The 17,522-nt window shown below is 58.7% G+C and carries 19 protein-coding genes; 16 read left to right on the top strand and 3 right to left on the bottom strand.

Annotation, left to right across the window (positions count from 1 at the left end):
- Window positions 1–11: 11 nt before the first annotated feature.
- The 10 genes from ACQ4OB_RS23345 (at window position 12) to ACQ4OB_RS23300 (ending at window position 12,112) form a co-directional block, all read left to right on the top strand.
- A complete protein-coding gene (locus ACQ4OB_RS23345; protein WP_074875629.1) occupies window positions 12–833 on the top strand; it encodes a TIM barrel protein in 822 nt (273 codons plus the stop codon).
- A 168-nt stretch (window positions 834–1,001) separates the two neighbouring features.
- Window positions 1,002–2,933: a 3D-(3,5/4)-trihydroxycyclohexane-1,2-dione acylhydrolase (decyclizing) gene (gene iolD, locus ACQ4OB_RS23340; RefSeq protein WP_102615959.1), complete on the top strand. Its 1,932-nt coding sequence runs from the start codon at window positions 1,002–1,004 to the stop codon at window positions 2,931–2,933.
- A gap of 33 nt (window positions 2,934–2,966) precedes the next feature.
- Window positions 2,967–3,977, top strand: coding sequence for a Gfo/Idh/MocA family protein (locus tag ACQ4OB_RS23335; protein ID WP_430956529.1), 1,011 nt, complete (start codon window positions 2,967–2,969; stop codon window positions 3,975–3,977).
- Window positions 3,978–4,033: 56 nt separating this feature from the next.
- The gene (locus ACQ4OB_RS23330) at window positions 4,034–5,086 is read left to right on the top strand and encodes a Gfo/Idh/MocA family protein (RefSeq protein WP_074875637.1); all 1,053 of its coding nucleotides are present in this window, start codon (window positions 4,034–4,036) and stop codon (window positions 5,084–5,086) included.
- A gap of 156 nt (window positions 5,087–5,242) precedes the next feature.
- Window positions 5,243–6,169 (top strand): sugar ABC transporter substrate-binding protein, encoded by a 927-nt coding sequence (locus ACQ4OB_RS23325; RefSeq protein WP_076030591.1) that lies wholly within the window; start codon window positions 5,243–5,245, stop codon window positions 6,167–6,169.
- A gap of 71 nt (window positions 6,170–6,240) precedes the next feature.
- Window positions 6,241–7,806: a sugar ABC transporter ATP-binding protein gene (locus ACQ4OB_RS23320; RefSeq protein ID WP_074875641.1), complete on the top strand. Its 1,566-nt coding sequence runs from the start codon at window positions 6,241–6,243 to the stop codon at window positions 7,804–7,806.
- Window positions 7,807–7,915: 109 nt separating this feature from the next.
- The gene (locus ACQ4OB_RS23315) at window positions 7,916–8,938 is read left to right on the top strand and encodes an ABC transporter permease (RefSeq protein WP_074875643.1); all 1,023 of its coding nucleotides are present in this window, start codon (window positions 7,916–7,918) and stop codon (window positions 8,936–8,938) included.
- 328 nt (window positions 8,939–9,266) lie between these two features.
- On the top strand, window positions 9,267–9,671 hold the full coding sequence (locus ACQ4OB_RS23310; protein WP_007907888.1) for a TraR/DksA family transcriptional regulator: 405 nt from the start codon (window positions 9,267–9,269) through the stop codon (window positions 9,669–9,671).
- Between the two features lie 196 nt (window positions 9,672–9,867).
- The gene (locus tag ACQ4OB_RS23305; RefSeq protein ID WP_074875647.1) at window positions 9,868–11,472 is read left to right on the top strand and encodes a methyl-accepting chemotaxis protein; all 1,605 of its coding nucleotides are present in this window, start codon (window positions 9,868–9,870) and stop codon (window positions 11,470–11,472) included.
- A 424-nt stretch (window positions 11,473–11,896) separates the two neighbouring features.
- Window positions 11,897–12,112, top strand: a complete 216-nt coding sequence (locus tag ACQ4OB_RS23300; RefSeq protein ID WP_430956528.1) for a hypothetical protein — start codon at window positions 11,897–11,899, stop codon at window positions 12,110–12,112.
- On the opposite strand, the gene ACQ4OB_RS23295 is transcribed toward ACQ4OB_RS23300, so the two are convergent.
- Window positions 12,109–12,348, bottom strand: a complete 240-nt coding sequence (locus ACQ4OB_RS23295) for a DUF2789 domain-containing protein (protein WP_033057641.1) — start codon at window positions 12,346–12,348, stop codon at window positions 12,109–12,111. The genes ACQ4OB_RS23300 and ACQ4OB_RS23295 overlap by 4 nt on opposite strands.
- 343 nt (window positions 12,349–12,691) lie before the next feature.
- Here ACQ4OB_RS23295 and ACQ4OB_RS23290 point away from each other — a divergent pair, with 343 nt between their 5' ends.
- Together ACQ4OB_RS23290 and ACQ4OB_RS23285 are read left to right on the top strand one after the other, a co-directional pair.
- The gene (locus tag ACQ4OB_RS23290; protein ID WP_430956527.1) at window positions 12,692–13,324 is read left to right on the top strand and encodes a hypothetical protein; all 633 of its coding nucleotides are present in this window, start codon (window positions 12,692–12,694) and stop codon (window positions 13,322–13,324) included.
- Window positions 13,317–13,895: a hypothetical protein gene (locus tag ACQ4OB_RS23285; protein ID WP_074875651.1), complete on the top strand. Its 579-nt coding sequence runs from the start codon at window positions 13,317–13,319 to the stop codon at window positions 13,893–13,895. Before ACQ4OB_RS23290 ends, ACQ4OB_RS23285 begins: the two co-directional genes overlap by 8 nt.
- A gap of 171 nt (window positions 13,896–14,066) precedes the next feature.
- Here the strand turns inward: ACQ4OB_RS23285 and ACQ4OB_RS23280 are convergent, their stop codons facing one another.
- Together ACQ4OB_RS23280 and ACQ4OB_RS23275 are read right to left on the bottom strand one after the other, a co-directional pair.
- Window positions 14,067–14,297: a hypothetical protein gene (locus ACQ4OB_RS23280; RefSeq protein WP_008151675.1), complete on the bottom strand. Its 231-nt coding sequence runs from the start codon at window positions 14,295–14,297 to the stop codon at window positions 14,067–14,069.
- Window positions 14,298–14,455: 158 nt separating this feature from the next.
- Complete coding sequence (locus ACQ4OB_RS23275; RefSeq protein ID WP_074875653.1) at window positions 14,456–14,704, bottom strand: hypothetical protein; 249 nt, start codon at window positions 14,702–14,704, stop codon at window positions 14,456–14,458.
- A gap of 413 nt (window positions 14,705–15,117) precedes the next feature.
- On the opposite strand from ACQ4OB_RS23275, the gene ACQ4OB_RS23270 reads away from it, so the two are divergent.
- The 4 genes from ACQ4OB_RS23270 to ACQ4OB_RS23255 all read left to right on the top strand — a co-directional run bounded on the left by ACQ4OB_RS23270 (window position 15,118) and on the right by ACQ4OB_RS23255 (window position 17,493).
- The gene (locus tag ACQ4OB_RS23270; RefSeq protein WP_076031578.1) at window positions 15,118–15,588 is read left to right on the top strand and encodes a hypothetical protein; all 471 of its coding nucleotides are present in this window, start codon (window positions 15,118–15,120) and stop codon (window positions 15,586–15,588) included.
- Window positions 15,588–15,791 carry a hypothetical protein gene (locus ACQ4OB_RS23265; RefSeq protein ID WP_074875655.1) on the top strand — a complete coding sequence of 68 codons (204 nt, stop codon included), beginning with the start codon at window positions 15,588–15,590 and terminating at the stop codon, window positions 15,789–15,791. Before ACQ4OB_RS23270 ends, ACQ4OB_RS23265 begins: the two co-directional genes overlap by 1 nt.
- A gap of 118 nt (window positions 15,792–15,909) precedes the next feature.
- Window positions 15,910–16,926, top strand: a complete 1,017-nt coding sequence (locus ACQ4OB_RS23260; protein WP_430956526.1) for an ABC transporter substrate-binding protein — start codon at window positions 15,910–15,912, stop codon at window positions 16,924–16,926.
- A gap of 129 nt (window positions 16,927–17,055) precedes the next feature.
- Window positions 17,056–17,493: a DUF3995 domain-containing protein gene (locus ACQ4OB_RS23255; protein ID WP_076030600.1), complete on the top strand. Its 438-nt coding sequence runs from the start codon at window positions 17,056–17,058 to the stop codon at window positions 17,491–17,493.
- The last annotated feature ends 29 nt before the right edge of the window (window positions 17,494–17,522 follow it).

Below are 17,522 nucleotides of genomic sequence, written 5' to 3'. Positions count from 1 at the left end.
GAACAACAATAATGAGCAAGCCCCTGCGTTTCGCCCTGAACCGTATGGTCGCCCCACGTTTGTCCCTGCCCGCGTTCATCGAGCTGGCGGTGACCCTCAAGGCCGACGCCATCGAAATTCGCAACGACCTTAAAGGCGTCGAGATCGAAGACGGCACCGCCCCCGAGCGCGTCCGTGAGTTGTGCGCCGCCAAAGGCATCACGGTGCTGTCGATCAACGCGCTGTATCCGTTTGATGTGTGGAATGACGAGCGCCGTGCGCACGCCTTGAAGCTGGCCGCTTATGCCCGTGATTGCGGCGCCCGAGGGCTGGTCATGTGCCCGCTCAACGACCGTGCCGACCCGCGTACCGAGGCCGCACGTGCTTCGGGCCTGCGCACGGCGTTGACTGAACTGGCGCCGATCCTGCGCGATCACGGCATCCTCGGTTTCATCGAACCGCTGGGTTTCGAAGAGTGCTCGTTGCGGCGCAAACGCACGGCGGTCGACGCGATCAAGGCCATCGGTGGGCTGGATGTGTTCCGTCTGGTGCATGACACCTTTCACCATCACTTGGCCAGCGAACATGAATTCTTCCCCGAGCTGACCGGGCTGGTGCACATCTCCGGCGTCGAAGATGCCGAGGCGCCACTGGCGACAATCCGCGACGGCCATCGGGTGCTGGTGGGCGAGGGCGATATCCTCGGCAACGCGGCGCAGATCGAGACCTTGCTCGCTACTGGCTACAGCGGCTACCTGTCGTTCGAGCCGTTCGCCGACAGCGTCCATGGCCTGGCGGATATCCAGACGGCGATTGGCGCGAGTATGGATCACCTGCAGAAATCCCAAGGTTAATGGAGAACCCTGTGGGAGCGGGCTTGCCCGCGATGGCGGCAGCACATTCAACATTGATGTGTCAGGTAGATCGCTATCGCGGGCAAGTCGGGTCGCCGCACTGCCGCTCCCACAGTTGATCGCATTCAACAGCCCACACCGGATTTAGCTTCAAAGGAAGGTGCAAGCATGACCACAACACGACTGACCATGGCCCAGGCCTTGGTGAAATTCCTCGATAACCAGTACATCGAGGTCGATGGGGTTCAAAGCAAATTTGTCGCCGGGATCTTTACCATTTTCGGCCACGGTAATGTGCTGGGCCTGGGGCAAGCGCTGGAGCAGGACAGCGGCGACCTGATCGTCCATCAGGGGCGCAACGAGCAAGGCATGGCCCACGCGGCCATCGGTTTCGCCAAGCAACACCTGCGGCGCAAGATCTACGCCTGCTCCTCATCGGTAGGCCCGGGCGCGGCGAACATGCTGACCGCCGCTGCGACGGCGACCGCCAACCGCATTCCCTTGCTGCTGTTGCCCGGCGACGTTTACGCCTGTCGCCAGCCAGACCCGGTGCTGCAACAAATCGAGCAGTTCCACGACCTGAGCATCAGCACCAACGACGCGTTCAAGGCCGTGAGCAAATACTGGGACCGCATCAACCGTCCCGAGCAACTCATGACGGCGGCGATCCACGCCATGCGCGTGCTCACCGACCCTGCCGAAACCGGCGCGGTGACCCTGGCCTTGCCACAAGATGTGCAAGCCGAGGCCTACGACTACCCCGATTACTTCCTGCAAAAACGCGTGCATCGCATCGAGCGTCGTCCGGCGACAGAAGCGATGCTCGGTGATGCGCTGGCGCTGTTCAAAGGCAAGCGCAAGCCGCTGATCATTTGCGGTGGCGGGGTCAGATACTCCGGCGCCAATGCTGCCTTGCAGGCGTTTGCCGAGCGCTTCGATATTCCCTTCGCCGAAACCCAGGCCGGCAAGAGTGCGGTGGTATCCAGTCACCCGCTGAACATCGGCGGCATTGGCGAAACCGGTTGCCTGGCGGCGAATCTGTTGGCCAAAGACGCGGATCTGATCATCGGCATCGGCACCCGCTACAGCGATTTCACCACCGCGTCGAAATCCCTGTTCCAGCACCCCGACGTGCAATTTCTCAATCTGAACATCAGCCCCTGCGATGCCTTGAAACTCGACGGTGTGCAACTGCTGGCGGACGCCAGAGTCGGCTTGCAAGCCTTGGCTGAAGCCTTGGGCGACTACCGTTCTGCGTGGGGCGATCAACCGCGTCAGGCCAAGGCGCAACTGGACGAGGAAGTCGACCGCCTCTATCAGGTCGAATACCAGGGCAAAGACTTCATCCCGGAAATCAACGACCACATGGACCCGGCGGTGCTGCGCGAATTCATCGAGCTGACCGGTTCCTGCCTGACCCAGAGCCGCGTGCTCGGCGTGCTCAACGAAACCCTCGCCGATGACGCCGTGATCGTCGCCGCCGCCGGCAGCCTGCCCGGCGACTTGCAGCGCAGCTGGCGCAGCAAGGGCGTGAACACCTATCACGTCGAGTACGGCTATTCCTGCATGGGTTACGAGGTCAACGCCGCACTGGGCGTGAAACTCGCCGAGCCGGATCGCGAGGTCTATGCGCTGGTCGGCGATGGCTCTTACATGATGCTGCATTCGGAACTGGCGACCTCGATTCAGGAGCGACGCAAGATCAACGTGGTCCTGCTGGACAACATGACTTTCGGTTGCATCAACAATTTGCAGATGGAACACGGCATGGACAGCTTCGGCACCGAGTTCCGGTTCCGCAACCCGGAAACCGGCAAGCTCGACGGCGGGTTCGTGCCGGTGGATTTCGCCATGAGCGCGGCGGCTTATGGCTGCAAAACCTACAAAGTGCACACCGTTGAAGAGTTGCACGCCGCATTGGCCGATGCGCGATTGCAGACGGTGTCGACGCTGATCGATATCAAGGTCCTGCCCAAAACCATGATTCATGGCTACCTGTCGTGGTGGCGAGTCGGCGTGGCGCAAGTCTCCACCAGTGCCCGCACCGATGCGGTGGCCAAGACCCTGAATGAACGACTGGCAAAGGCCCGTCAGTACTGATTGCTCTACAAAAATTCCAACAGGAGAACAGACATGTCTTTGAAGCTTGGCGTCATCGGCACCGGGGCCATCGGCCAGGACCATATCCGTCGTTGCAGCCAGACCTTGCTTAATAGCCAGGTCGTTGCGGTGACCGACATCAACTTGCAGCAAGCCGCGAAGGTCGTGTCCGACCTGAAACTCACCGCCGAGGTCTATCCCGACGGCCACGCGCTGATCCAGGCGCCGGAGGTCGAAGCGATCCTCGTCACCTCCTGGGGCCCGAGCCACGAAGCGTTTGTGCTGGCGGCGATTGCGGCGGGTAAGCCGGTGTTCTGCGAGAAGCCGCTGGCGGTCACCGCTGAAGGCTGTCGGAAAATCGTCGAGGCCGAAGTGGCCCACGGCAAACGCCTGGTGCAGGTTGGTTTCATGCGCCCGTATGACGAGGGCTATCGAGCACTCAAAGCGGTGATCGACGGCGGGCAGATTGGTGAGCCGTTGATGTTGCACTGCGCGCACCGCAACCCGACCGTGGGTGAAAACTACAAGACCGACATGGCGATCACCGACACGCTGATCCATGAGCTGGATGTGTTGCGCTGGTTGCTCGATGACGATTACGTCTCGGTGCAAGTGGTGTTCCCGCGCAAGAGCAGCAAGGCCCTCGCGCATTTGAAAGACCCACAGATCGTGCTGCTGGAAACCGCCAAGGGCACGCGCATCGATGTGGAGGTGTTCGTTAATTGCCAATACGGCTACGACATCCAGTGCGAAGTGGTGGGGGAGACCGGCATCGCCAAACTGCCGGAGCCGTCGCAGGTTCAGTTGCGCAGCGGGGCGAAGTTGTCCAATGCGATTCTGATGGACTGGAAGGATCGGTTTATTGCCGCGTACGACGTTGAGTTGCAGGCGTTCATCGATGGTGTGCGGGCCGGGCAGGTCGGTGGCCCGTCGGCGTGGGATGGCTTTGCCGCCGCCGTCGCAGCAGACGCGTGCATCGAAGCCCAGAACAGCGGGGCCATCGTCAAAGTTGCCCTCCCTGACCGCCCACACTTCTACGGCTAACCCCCGGTAATGATCGTTCCCACGCAGAGCGTGGGAACGATCATCAGGAGAACAATATGCGTATCGGACTTGTCGGTTACGGCCATGGCGGCCGGTTTTTCCATGCTCCGCTGATCAGCAGTTTGCCGGCGGCGACGTTCGTGGGTGTGGTCACCCGTTCAGCGGAGCGCCGACAGTTGCTGGCGGCCGAGTACCCTGGGGTGCCGGCGTTCGACAGCATCGGCCAACTGGTGGAGGCCGGGATCGATGTGCTGGTGGTGTCGACGCCACTCAAGGGCCGCCCGGCATTGGTGCTCGATGGCATTGAACACGGTTTAGCGGTGGTCAGCGACAAACCGTTTGCGGCCGATGCGCAACAGGCGCAAACCCTGATCACCATGGCCGAGCGCCAGGGCGTGCAGCTCAGCGTCTACCAGAACCGGCGCTGGGATTCGGACTTCCTGACTGTGCGCAAACTCATCGAATCCGGTGCGCTGGGCCAGGTGACCCGTTTCGAATCGCGGATCGAGCGTTACTCGCCGCAGGCGGTGAACAACGGCAGTGGCGGTGGTTTCCTGCGTGATCTCGGTAGCCATCTGGTGGATCAGGCGTTGCTGTTGTTCGGCCCGGTGACACGGGTCTACGCCGAACTGGATTACCTGGAAAAAGGCCAGGTTTTCGATAACGGCTTCTTTATGTCACTGACCCACGCCAGTGGCGTCACCTCCCACCTGGGTGGCAGTTGCCTGCAAAACACCCCTGGCCCGCGCTTTCGGGTGACCGGCAGCCAAGGCTGTTACAGCGTCGATGGCCTGGACGGGCAAGAAGCATCGGCGCTCGCCGGGCTCTCGCCGAAAACCGAAGGTGAGCGCTGGGGCGTTGAAGAGCATCGCCGTTGGGGCTGGTTCGAGCAGGGCGAAGTGCGCGAGCGGGTTCCTTCCGAGCGCGGCTGCTGGAATCAGTTCTATTTACAGCTACAAACCGCGTTGCAGAGCGGTGGCCCACTGCCCGTGGATGCCCGTGATGCACTGGCGACCACCCGCGTGCTAGACGCTGCGCGACTGAGTGCCGAGCGGCATCAGGCGGTGGAATTGAGCCCGTTCAAGAGTCATGGAATAAAATTAGAATAAAATTCTAAAATGAGTTGATATAGAAATTATATTCTAATAGAGTCATTTCCAGCGACCTGCCTCGCCACCTGTTTCAACCCTTTTCCCGCTTGCCTGCTTACTGAAATCGTCACGCCTCATCCATAAAACCAACAAGAATGTGGAGAAAGACTTTTCATGAAGACCAAGATCCGCTTCGCCTCACTTGCCTTGTCCCTGATGTTCGCCAGTGGCGCGGCGCTTGCCGATATGAAGATCGGCGTCAGCATGTCCCAATTCGATGACACCTGGCTGACCTACCTGCGCGAATCCATGGACAAGAAAGCCAAGTCCTACCCAGAGGGCGTGCAGCTGCAATTCGAAGACGCCCGCAGCGACGTGGTCAAGCAGTTGAGCCAGGTCGAAAGCTTCATCAGCCAGAAGGTCGATGCCATCGTGGTCAACCCGGTGGATACCGCCGCCACCAAAAAAATCACTGAAGCCGCGGTCAAGGCCGGCATCCCGCTGGTCTACGTCAACCGCCGCCCCGATGACCTGAAGCTGCCCAAAGGCGTGGTCACTGTCGCCTCCAACGATCTGGAGGCCGGTGAAATGCAGATGCAGTACCTGGCCGACAAAATGGGCGGCAAGGGCGACATCGTGATTCTGCTGGGCGACCTCGCGAACAACTCCACCACCAACCGCACCAAGGGCGTCAAAGACGTTCTGGCCAAATACCCGAACATCAAGATCGAGCAAGAGCAGACTGGTATCTGGTTGCGGGACAAGGGCATGACCCTGGTCAACGACTGGCTGACCCAGGGCCGCAAGTTCGACGCGGTCATCGCCAACAACGACGAAATGGCCATTGGTGCTGCGATGGCCCTGCAACAGGCCGGCGTCGAGAAAGGCAGTGTGCTGATCGCCGGTGTCGACGGAACGCCGGACGGTCTGAATGCGATCAAGAAAGGCAACATGGCCGTCTCGGTGTTCCAGGATGCCAAGGGTCAGGCCGACGGTTCGATCGACACCGCTGTGAAAATGGCCAAAAACGAGCCGGTCGAACAGGCCGTGTGGGTGCCATACCGCTTGATCACCCCGCAAAACGTCGACACGTTCAAATAGCCCCGTCCGTTCAATAACAACAATAAACACGCAAGGTTGCGACCGCGACCTTGCTGATGGAGTACCTGATCATGTTCGCTTCAGCGACTGCTTCGAGCACCCCGTTGGTGGGTATCCAGCCAGCTGCAACACCTGTCGATGAGCCGTACCTGCTGGAGATCATCAACGTCAGCAAGGGATTTCCCGGTGTGGTGGCCTTGTCCGATGTACAGCTTCGGGTACGTCCCGGTTCCGTGCTGGCGCTGATGGGCGAAAACGGCGCGGGCAAATCCACCCTGATGAAAATCATTGCCGGCATCTATCAACCGGACGCCGGTGAATTACGCCTGCGCGGCAAACCGGTGGTTTTCGAAACGCCACTGGCTGCGCTCCAGGCCGGGATCGCGATGATCCACCAGGAACTCAACCTGATGCCGCACATGAGCATCGCCGAGAACATCTGGATCGGCCGTGAGCAGCTCAACGGTTTCCATATGATCGACCACCGTGAAATGCACCGCTGCACGGCGAAACTGCTGGAACGCCTGCGGATCAACCTCGATCCAGAAGAGCTGGTCGGCAACCTGAGCATTGCCGAACGGCAGATGGTCGAGATCGCCAAGGCCGTGTCCTACGATTCCGACATCCTGATCATGGATGAACCGACCTCGGCCATCACCGACAAGGAAGTCGCGCATCTGTTCTCGATCATTGCCGACCTCAAGAGCCAGGGCAAAGGCATCATCTACATCACCCACAAAATGAACGAAGTGTTCAGCATCGCCGATGAAGTGGCGGTGTTCCGCGACGGCGCCTACATCGGCCTGCAACGGGCCGACAGCATGGACGGCGACAGCCTGATTTCGATGATGGTCGGCCGCGAGCTGAGCCAGTTGTTCCCGGTGCGTGAAAAACCGATCGGCGATCTGCTGCTGTCGGTGCGCGATCTGAAACTGGACGGCATTTTCAAGGATGTTTCCTTCGACCTGCACGCCGGCGAGATCCTCGGCATTGCCGGGTTGATGGGCTCAGGGCGGACCAACGTCGCCGAAGCGATTTTCGGTATCACCCCGAGCGACGGTGGCGAGATTCGCCTCGACGGCGAAGTGGTGCGCATCAGCGATCCGCACATGGCGATCGAGAAGGGCTTCGCGCTACTGACCGAAGATCGCAAGCTCAGCGGCCTGTTCCCGTGCCTGTCGGTGCTGGAGAACATGGAAATGGCGGTGTTGCCGCATTACGCCGGCCACGGTTTCATCCAGCAAAAAGCTTTGCGCGCCTTGTGCGAAGACATGTGCAAGAAGCTGCGGGTCAAAACCCCGTCGCTGGAGCAGTGCATCGACACGCTCTCCGGCGGTAATCAGCAGAAAGCCTTGCTGGCGCGCTGGCTGATGACCAACCCACGAATCCTGATTCTCGACGAGCCGACTCGCGGTATCGACGTCGGCGCCAAGGCCGAGATCTACCGGCTCATTTCTTATCTCGCCAGCGAAGGCATGGCAGTGATCATGATTTCCTCGGAATTGCCGGAAGTGCTTGGCATGAGCGACCGGGTGATGGTCATGCACGAGGGCGACCTGATGGGCACCCTCGACCGCAGCGAAGCGACCCAGGAACGAGTGATGCAATTGGCCTCGGGTATGTCCGCAGTTCACTAAATCAAGGGTGGACGCAGTTTAGGGGTGAGTAGGGATTCTGTGGCCACAGCAAGCTCCCTCGCCACAGGGTATGTATTCGATGCCGGATTTTTTAGAAGGGTGAGTGTTTATGAACGCGATACTGGAAAACAAGCCAGCAACCGCACCGGTCAAGAGTCGCCGGCGCTTTCCAACCGAGTTGAGTATTTTCCTGGTGCTGATTGGCATTGGCCTGGTCTTTGAAGTGTTTGGCTGGATCGTGCGCGACCAGAGCTTCCTGATGAACTCCCAGCGTCTGGTGCTGATGATCCTGCAGGTGTCGATCATCGGTCTGCTGGCGATCGGCGTGACCCAGGTCATCATCACCACGGGTATCGACCTGTCATCCGGCTCGGTGCTGGCGCTGTCGGCGATGATCGCTGCCAGCCTGGCGCAGACATCGGACTTCACCCGGGCGGTGTTCCCGTCGCTGACTGACTTGCCAGTGTGGATCCCGGTGATTGTCGGGCTCGGGGTAGGGCTGCTGGCGGGGGCGATCAACGGCAGCATCATTGCCATTACCGGTATCCCGCCGTTCATTGCCACCCTCGGCATGATGGTCTCGGCCCGTGGCCTCGCGCGTTACTACACCGAAGGTCAACCGGTGAGCATGCTCTCGGATTCCTACACGGCGATCGGACACGGCGCGATGCCGGTGATCATTTTCCTGGTGGTCGCGGTGATCTTTCACATCGCCCTGCGTTACACCAAGTATGGCAAGTACACCTACGCCATCGGCGGCAACATGCAGGCGGCGCGCACCTCGGGGATCAATGTCAAGCGGCATCTGGTGATCGTCTACAGCATCGCCGGTTTGCTGGCAGGCCTGGCGGGTGTGGTGGCATCGGCACGGGCCGCGACCGGGCAGGCCGGGATGGGCATGTCCTATGAACTGGACGCGATTGCCGCGGCAGTGATCGGCGGCACCAGCCTGGCCGGCGGAGTAGGGCGCATCACCGGCACGGTCATCGGCGCACTGATCCTTGGGGTCATGGCCAGCGGTTTCACCTTCGTCGGCGTCGATGCCTACATTCAGGACATCATCAAAGGCCTGATCATCGTGGTGGCAGTGGTCATCGATCAGTACCGCAACAAGCGCAAACTCAAGCGCTGAGCCTCAGATAAAACAGCTAATGCGCCACGCCTGACCCGCGTGGCGCAACCATTTGTCTTCTATATACAGCCGCTCGATTGAATTTCTTGCTATAAACGCACTCCGATAACCACCGCAAAGGCTGCCTTAGAGCACTTTCAGGGCTTTGTCGGACAAATTCGCTGTCTTTTCAGTTGCTGAGGCCTCAAGTCGGCCTTAGACTGCCGCCCCTCGTAAATTGAGTGCCGGGTGGCGCTTGGAATTAAACGGCGCCGTTCCGATGGCCGACCCAGGTCCGCCGGAACGCTCCCTAATTCGCCTTAATGCACGTTTTTTTATAGAGATATCAATGACAAAGGACAAGTTGCTGGCCATGCCGGCGGATGACTACATGAATGCCGAGCAACATGCTTTTTTCTCTGAGCTGTTGCAGAACATGAAAGTCGAAACCCATGAGCGCATCGAACAGAACCGCATCGCCATCGAAAGCCTGGACACTCCGGCCGATCCGGCCGACGCTGCTTCTGTTGAAGAAGAGCGCACCTGGCTGGTGAACGCGATCGATCGCGACCAGCGCATGCTGCCTCAGTTGGAACAGGCTCTGGAACGCATCAAGGAAGACAGCTTTGGCTGGTGCGACGACAGCGGCGAGGCCATTGGCCTGAAGCGCCTGCTGATCAGCCCGACCACCAAGTACTGCATCGAAGCTCAAGAGCGTCACGAACAGATCGACAAGCACCAGCGTCAGGCCTGATTTCGTAACGCCCCGCATCGCGGGCAAGCCTCACTCCTGTCAGGAGCAAGGCTGGCCCGCGATGCTTTTTTTCGTCTGCGAAAAACCCCCGCACTTCTATTGATCTGCTGCAATGCCCACTACTAAGGGACCATAGATAATGGCCTTGTAGTGGCGTTTAATGCCGATACAACAATCAGAATAATGGGTGACGAAGATGACGCGTGACGGATCTCTGGTTGCAGCATCGTCTGCACCCGTGCTTTTGCCGAAAAACCTTTGGTTGACGCCGACCCTGCAAAGCATCGCCCTGATGCTGTTGTTGTGCGGCATGACGCTGGGCGGCTGGTCGCTTTACCTTGGCCTGCCATTGGCCGTGCTGATTATCTGGCTACCTCGCTTGCGCTCGCGCGCCCTCCCTGAGGCAACCCCCGTCGACAGCGCCAGTGCAATTGCCGAGTTGACTCGCGATCTTTCCTACACCACCAGTCATAACGCGTTGTCTGCCGCCGGTGTGGCCTTTTCGGTCAAGCAACTGGCCGACAAACTGCAGTCGCAACTCGGCGCTGCAGCGCAAATTGTCAGCAACGCCGAAGTGATGATCGCGACCGAACAAGCCACCTCGACACTCAGCCGGGAAGCCCTCAGTGCGGCCAGTGAGGCTCATCGGAGCAGCGCGGCAGGGCGTACGGAGCTGATCGAGTCGATCGCCCGTATGCATCAACTCAGTCAGCGCGCCAGTAACAGCCGGGAACTGATCGAAGCCCTGAGCCTGCGCAGTGATGATATCCAGCGGGTCACCCTGGTGATCCAGTCCATCGCCAGCCAGACCAATCTGCTGGCATTGAACGCGGCTATCGAGGCGGCCCGGGCCGGCGAGCACGGTCGTGGATTTGCGGTGGTGGCCGATGAGGTTCGCGGTCTGGCCGCGCGCACGGCGACGGCCACCGGCGAAGTAGGGGACATGGTCGCTGATATTCAGCAACGCACCGCGCAAGTGGTGGAGCAGATCCGTCAACTGTCCAGCGACCTCGACACCGGGGTCGAGCAGGTCGAGCACACCGGTCAGCATCTGGAGAACATTGCGCGTCTGGCTGCCGGCGTCGAAAGCCAGGTGGGGGAAATCGCCAAAGGCGCCGACACCAACCGCGAACAACTCGATAGCCTGTTCCACGCCATCGAACAGATGCGCAGCGACCTGGCAATCAGCGATCAACAGACCCAACGCCTGGCCCAGGCCGCCGTGCAAATGGAAGGTCAGGCCGAAACCATCAGCGAACGCCTCGCCGAAGTCGGGCTGGATGACTATCACCAGCGGGTTTATGACCTGGCCCGCGAAGGCGCGAGTCAGATTGCGGCACGCTTTGAAGCGGATATCGACGAGGGCCGCGTGAGCCTCGATGACCTGTTCGACCGCAATTACCAAACCATTCCCGGCACCAGCCCGGCCAAATACCAGACCCGCTTCGATCGCTACGCCGATCAGGTCTTGCCGGCGATCCAGGAACCCTTGTTGCCGCGTCATGAAGGCCTGGTGTTCGCCATCGCCTGTACGCAGCAGGGTTATGTGCCGACCCACAACAAGGTCTTCAGCCAACCCCTGACTGGTGATGCCCAGGTCGATACCTTGCAGAACCGCACCAAACGCAAATTCGCCGACCGCACCGGGATCCGCTGCGGCAGCCATCAACAGGCAGTACTGCTGCAAACCTACACCCGCGACACCGGGGAACTGATGCACGACCTTTCGGTGCCGATCATGCTCAAGGGCCGGCATTGGGGTGGTTTGCGGTTGGGTTACAAGCCGGAAAGCCCTCGTTGATTGGCCGGCTGTTCATTTAAGGTTGGTGTGCATATCCGTTTCTGCGGTGATGGCTGATTACGGTTTCGCTCTTACAGCGAGTCCCTTTTTCAAACGCCAAAAAGGAACCAAAAGGCTTTGCCCCTCCATTCGGTGCCGAGCCTAGGCGAGGCACCGAACGAAAGGGGCAGAAGCGCTTTGGTTACTTTCCGCCGGGCCGCGCAGGCTTTTCGAAAGTGACCCGCTGTAAGAGCGGAACCATAAGCCGCCGTGACCGCAGAAACGGATATGTACACAAAAAACAAAAAACAGGTCAGCCCCTGATCCACCGCCCATTGTTACCGGTTGAACAACAAAGCTGTGCAGTTGCATTGCTGTTTCCTCACCGATGAACTCATTACCATGCCCACATAGTTAGGTTGCTAATGAAGTTCGAGAGGTCAGCATGCAAAGCAGAGTCGATGTCGCGGTCATGATAGGCAGCGGTGTGCCTGCCAGTTTGCGTTCGCTGGGCAAGAGCATCTGTTGGGTGGTGCTGCTTAATGGCGAGCGCCGCGGAACGGCATTCTCAAGTCGCGAAGAAGCGCAGGCGTGCAGGGCTGCCTGGTTGGCGCAACTGAACGCCACAACACCCGACAGCCTGCATGGAATCAGAGGCTAATGGATCTGATGCATACGCAGGTTCAAATCGTCGACCACCCGCGCCCAATCCGCGTCTTCACGCAATTGTTCTTTGAGGAAGCCCGCTTGCTGCGGGGTCCAGAACTCGGCATCGATGAGTTTCTTGTCGTCGGCCAGGGGTGAATGGCTGGCAATGAAATCGTCGATGGCCTTCTCGCTGGAGTCCAGACCGAGTTGGTCGAACAAACCTTTCAAGTCGTGTGTAGGTGAATCCATCTTCATCTCCTTGAGAGTATTCAGTCGCATCGAGTGCGCAATCGGCAGTGCAGCGTCATTGCATCTGAGGGAACCGCGCGCCAAGAGTTCGATAGGGGTTTAGCAGCTTTCTGTGGATTTGCCACCGTGATAGCACTGGGCTATTGCCTGTCGGGGGGTCCACCGATTACGATGCCGTCGCGTTTTTGGCGTCACTGAGCCGCCATTCAAAGAGTTCGAACAAGGATGTAGGCGACACTCGGTCCCTCAGGTTTACCGCCGTTCAGTACTGAATTGCCCATCCCTTGCACGATTTTCTTTCGAGCCGACGCATCCCCGATCCCGCATGAAAAGGATGTATGCAGTGAAGCGTCTTGTTTATCTGATGGCCGTCGCGCTAGGCCTGTCGTTGACGGGTTGTGTGTCTTTCACCCCGCTGGGTCCCATCGGCGAACCCTTGAGCCCCGCGCCATCCACTCTTGATCGCAGTGCCGAGATCAGTGACGTGGTGATTTCCGCCCCCGAGCTGGACGATAAGGTGCGTGTCGCCGGTGGCCGGCAGTTGACCGAGCAGATCAGCACCTATGTCGATAAAAGCGATTACTTCAAGCGAATCGTAGTATTCCCGGCCAAGGCCGGTCAGGACGACGTGGTGCTCAAGTTCAACCTGACCTCGCTGGCAGGCAAACGCACCATGCATCCGGCTTATATTCCCGGTGCGCTGGTGACCTTGACCCTCTGGATCTGGGTTGACGGTCCGATCTACGTCGACAAATACGACCTCGCGGGCGAACTGGTCATCGAAGACCGTCAGGGCAAGCAACTGGCCAGGTCGGTCGAGCAGGTCAAGCTCGACAAGAATGTCGGCCTGTGGAACGCCGATTACCTCAATCCCCGCCTGGGCGGTACCCAGTTGCGTGAGTTGATCGCTCACTTGCTGGCGAGTGCTACCCCTCAATTGCGTACACCGTCAAAGGAATTGGCTGCACATGAATAAATACTTTTTGGTTTTGCTGTTGATGGTCAGCAGCGCCCTGACGGGCTGCATTTCCTACTCCCAGCATGACTTGCCACCGGTGGATCAATGGCCACCGACCCAGGCCAGGCAAGACAAGCCCAGTGCTTATCTGCACGTGACGACTCAGCAGCAGTTCAACGGTGAACTGTCGGGGGGCGTGGGCAATGCGGCGCTGGTGGAAAAGAACATGCTGGAAACCTTTAAGGAATCCGGACAGTTCAAAAACGTGACCACCGACAAAGTCGACTCGAACCTGTACGTCACGAGTACCTTGACCAACAACGAGCAGGGCAATATCGCCAGTGCCTGGCTGACGGGGTTCACGTTGTTCGTGATCCCGACGACGTTCAGCAATACCTTCACGCTGGAAACGGTGTTCAAGGATCAGGAAGGCAAGGTGCTGGGTAAAATCGTCAAACAGGAGAGCACTCGCACCTGGATGCAGATCCTGCTGATTGTCGGGTTGCCGTTCAATGAACGAGGGGACGTGTTGCTCAAGCATCTGACCCAAAGCACGCTGGATGAAGCGGTCAAGCGCAAGCTGATCTGATCATTTGTCGACATGAAGGCGTGCAATCTGTGCAAGGTTGGCACGCCGCAGACACCTCACGGGCCGGGGTGTCGATTCTGCCGGCGAGGCAGGCCCTGGTCTGCTACAGCACGCTGACGGTCATGAAAATCGCGCTGATCCAGCGCGGCTCCCGGACTTGTGCACCCCATCTCAGGCCTTCAAGGCCCCTTCATCGACGGCAACCTTCAGCGCCTTGGCGGCATCCTGGGCGGCAACGGCAGCGACGTCCGAGGTCTTGAACCAGCGATCCTTCTCGACCTGGTGATACGTCACGGTAGTCAGCGGTGGTTTGGCGCGCATGATAATGACTGCCTGGAATTCGCCTTCGACTTCTCTGGCTTCGCCCCGGATAAAAAATTCACCGATATCAAATTCCGTCACGTAGCAGCCTTCCCTTGAAAATATTCTGTTGTTTTGAGCGCAGCCCACCCTGGGGGCGGGTTTCATTGGTCGGGCAGTATGGCAGTAGTTGCATGCCGGCGGCTGAGATAAGTCGCCGGCATGACGAAGCGTCTATGGAAATGAACGTGGCGGGACCGTCAACCGCGTAACTCGAGCGAGCGGGCAAGGGCACAGGCGTCGTTATGATTGCCGCGGAAACCTCTGACGCGGCCGGTGGAAATTTCCTTGATATGAAAAAAGGCATTGCCGGCCAGAATGACCTGAAAGCGTGGCCGGGCAAGCTGTTCAGGGTAGTATTCATACGGTTGAAACATCCCGGGGGGCAGGGGCGTCGAGCTGTTCGTGTCAGGCGCCTGAGGGTAAGCAAAATGTGTCAGCGTGCACATATGAAGTCCTTTTCGTTGTTTTACCGACGTGCGTACGTGGTTTTGGGTAGTCTCGATGAGCATCGCTGCTCTAGAATCACCGTCAGTGTCTGGCGATCGATGTTCATCTAAAGCAATTTTTTGCTGGCGATATGTCGGAAAAGTGCTTTTGTTAAAGAGATTTTTCCCTAAGGTTGGTAGTCCCGTTTTTCTGGCCGTCGGAAGGGATTTTTCCTTCAACCTCTGACGAACGCCGGGCAAGACGACGTGAGTGTGGTTCCAGTAGTCTTCTCAAGCCTCGCGATGGATGAGCCCTCTGCTCGTTTCAGGATTTCAACCCGGGTCTTTTTGCGACACCTTCGGCATTGCCGCTTTTTTCTGCTGTGCGCTGTTTTCCTGCGTGCAGCATCATTTTCAAATGTGGGGATGTTTCCTTGGCAGTAAGTAATCTCGATATGCATGCTTTGTTCGTGCTGGGTGATTTGCGCGCAAAGCTGGTTAAACAGTTCCAGTCACGTTTTGTTTACATCACCGAACAGAACGCTGAAGGCATTTATATTGCCGAGATCGACACCGAAGAGGCGTTGGTGGTCGATGACAAACCAGGGCTTAAGCTCAAGGTCGGCGATCATTTCAGCGCCTCCGTATTGCCCAGTCGCGAAGGCGGCAAGCTGGACATCAAGTTCCGTGAAATCAAACTGACGGTGTACGGCCTGGGTGATTACGCGTTCGTCACCACCGCTGATGGCCACGGGATCGTATTCAAGGAAGGTCATGGCGTGGTGATGGTGTTCGCCGCTCACCAACAGTTGCAGGAAGGCCTGACCAAAACCTTGAAAGCCGTGACCGCCAAGGCTGCCAAGTGGCGCAAAGGGGAACTGGTGACCTTCAAGGCCAGCGAATAGTGACCCTGGCCCGCGTCGACTTCCACGAACTGCACCAGGCCCGTGCGCAAGCCGAAGCCCAGCGACTGTTCGACCAAAAGGCTGTTTTGCAAGGTGCATGGCTGGGTTGGGTGGCGTCACAGATCTATACGTTGCGTCCGGCGGAGTACGCCAGCATGGTACGAAGAGCGTTGGCGCACTTGCAGGAACTTTCCGAAAATTGATTGACCTCCCTCGAAAGCAGGAACCTCTACTACAGTCAGTTGACTGAGTATTCAGAGGCTTTGCGGTCTTCTGCCAGGCCATCCCGCTATTGCTGTGAACAGCACGAGGTGCAAAAGCATGAACGGATTTCGACGGTTGCTGGCCGCTACCCTGGTCACTTTCGGATTGTTGGTGTCACCCGTTCCGGGGTTCGCTGCCCAGGCGCCGATCCACTTCGCCGACCTGAACTGGGAAAGTGGCAGCCTGATCACCGATATCCTGCGGATTATCGTCGAGACGGGCTACGGGCTGCCGACCGATACCTTGCCGGGGACGACGATTACCCTGGAAACCGCACTGGCCAACAATGACATTCAGGTGATTGGCGAAGAATGGGCCGGTCGCAGTCCGGTCTGGGTCAAGGCTGAGGCCGAAGGCAAAGTCGCGAGTCTGGGCGATACGGTCAAGGGCGCCACCGAGGGTTGGTGGGTGCCCGAATACGTGATCAAAGGCGACCCGGCGAAAGGCATCAAGCCGCTGGCGCCGGACCTGCGCAGTGTCAGCGACCTGCCGAAATACAAGCACGTGTTCAGTGATCCGGAAACCCCGGGCAAGGGGCGCTTCCTCAACAGCCCGATCGGCTGGACGTCGGAAGTGGTCAACAAACAGAAACTCAAGGCGTATGGGCTGGACGACAGCTATGTGAATTTCCGCAGCGGTTCAGGAGCAGCGCTGGATGCGGAGATCAGTTCTTCGATTCGGCGCGGCAAACCGGTGCTGTTCTATTACTGGTCGCCAACCCCTTTGCTCGGCCGCTTCAAACTGATTCAGCTTGAAGAGCCGCCGTTCGACGCTGATGCCTGGAAAACCCTGACCGACGTCGACAACCCGAATCCGAAACCGACACGCTCGCTGCCCTCGAAATTGTCCATCGGTGTGTCGACGCCATTCCAGAAGCAGTATCCGCAGATCGCCGAGTTCTTCAGCAAGGTCGACTTGCCAATCGATTCATTGAACAAGGCGCTGGCCGAGATGAGCGAAAAGCACACTCCGCCACGTCAGGCGGCGCAGGCGTACATGAAGGCGCACCCGGACGTGTGGCAGGCCTGGGTGCCCAAGGATGTGGCCGACAAGGTGTCCGCAAAATTGAAGTAAAGGATGGGCCATGGCGACGCAAAGTCATCGATCAGCGCTGATGGCCGTGCGCCATTGCTGACGAATACCCTTACAAAATCGTTCAAGGAAGTTCATTGTGCTGCGACATTTCACGCTGGAAGTCCGAACATGAGCCTATTGATCGCGCAATGGATGGCTGCCATCTTCCTGTTGATCAGTCTGATCCACCTGTATTGGGCGGCGGGCGGCAAGTTGGGTAGCGAGGCGGCGGTCCCGCGAATATCCGCAGAGGGCAGCGCGCAAGCCCGGCCGGCCTTCAAGCCTTCAGGCTTTGCCACGTTACTGGTGGCGGTCGGGTTGCTGCTGATTGCGATGCTGGTGTGCATGCGAGTCGGCCTGTATCTGCCGGCGGTGCATCACTGGTCGCTGCAATGGGTGATCAGCGCGATTGCAATGCTGATGTTCGCCAGGGCGATCGGCGACTCGCATCTGATGGGGTTCTTCAAGCAGGTGAAGGACTCGAAGTTTGCCCGACTCGACACCTGGGCTTATTCGCCGTTGTGCGTGGTGTTGGGGGCGGGGTTGTTGGCAGTCGCCTGGATTTGATCTGAGGTAATGCAAGATCAAAAGATCGC

The sequence above is a fragment of the Pseudomonas sp. ES4 genome (assembly GCF_050586665.1).
Classification (GTDB): domain Bacteria; phylum Pseudomonadota; class Gammaproteobacteria; order Pseudomonadales; family Pseudomonadaceae; genus Aquipseudomonas; species Aquipseudomonas frederiksbergensis.
This window is presented reverse-complemented; position numbering and strand designations above follow the sequence as displayed.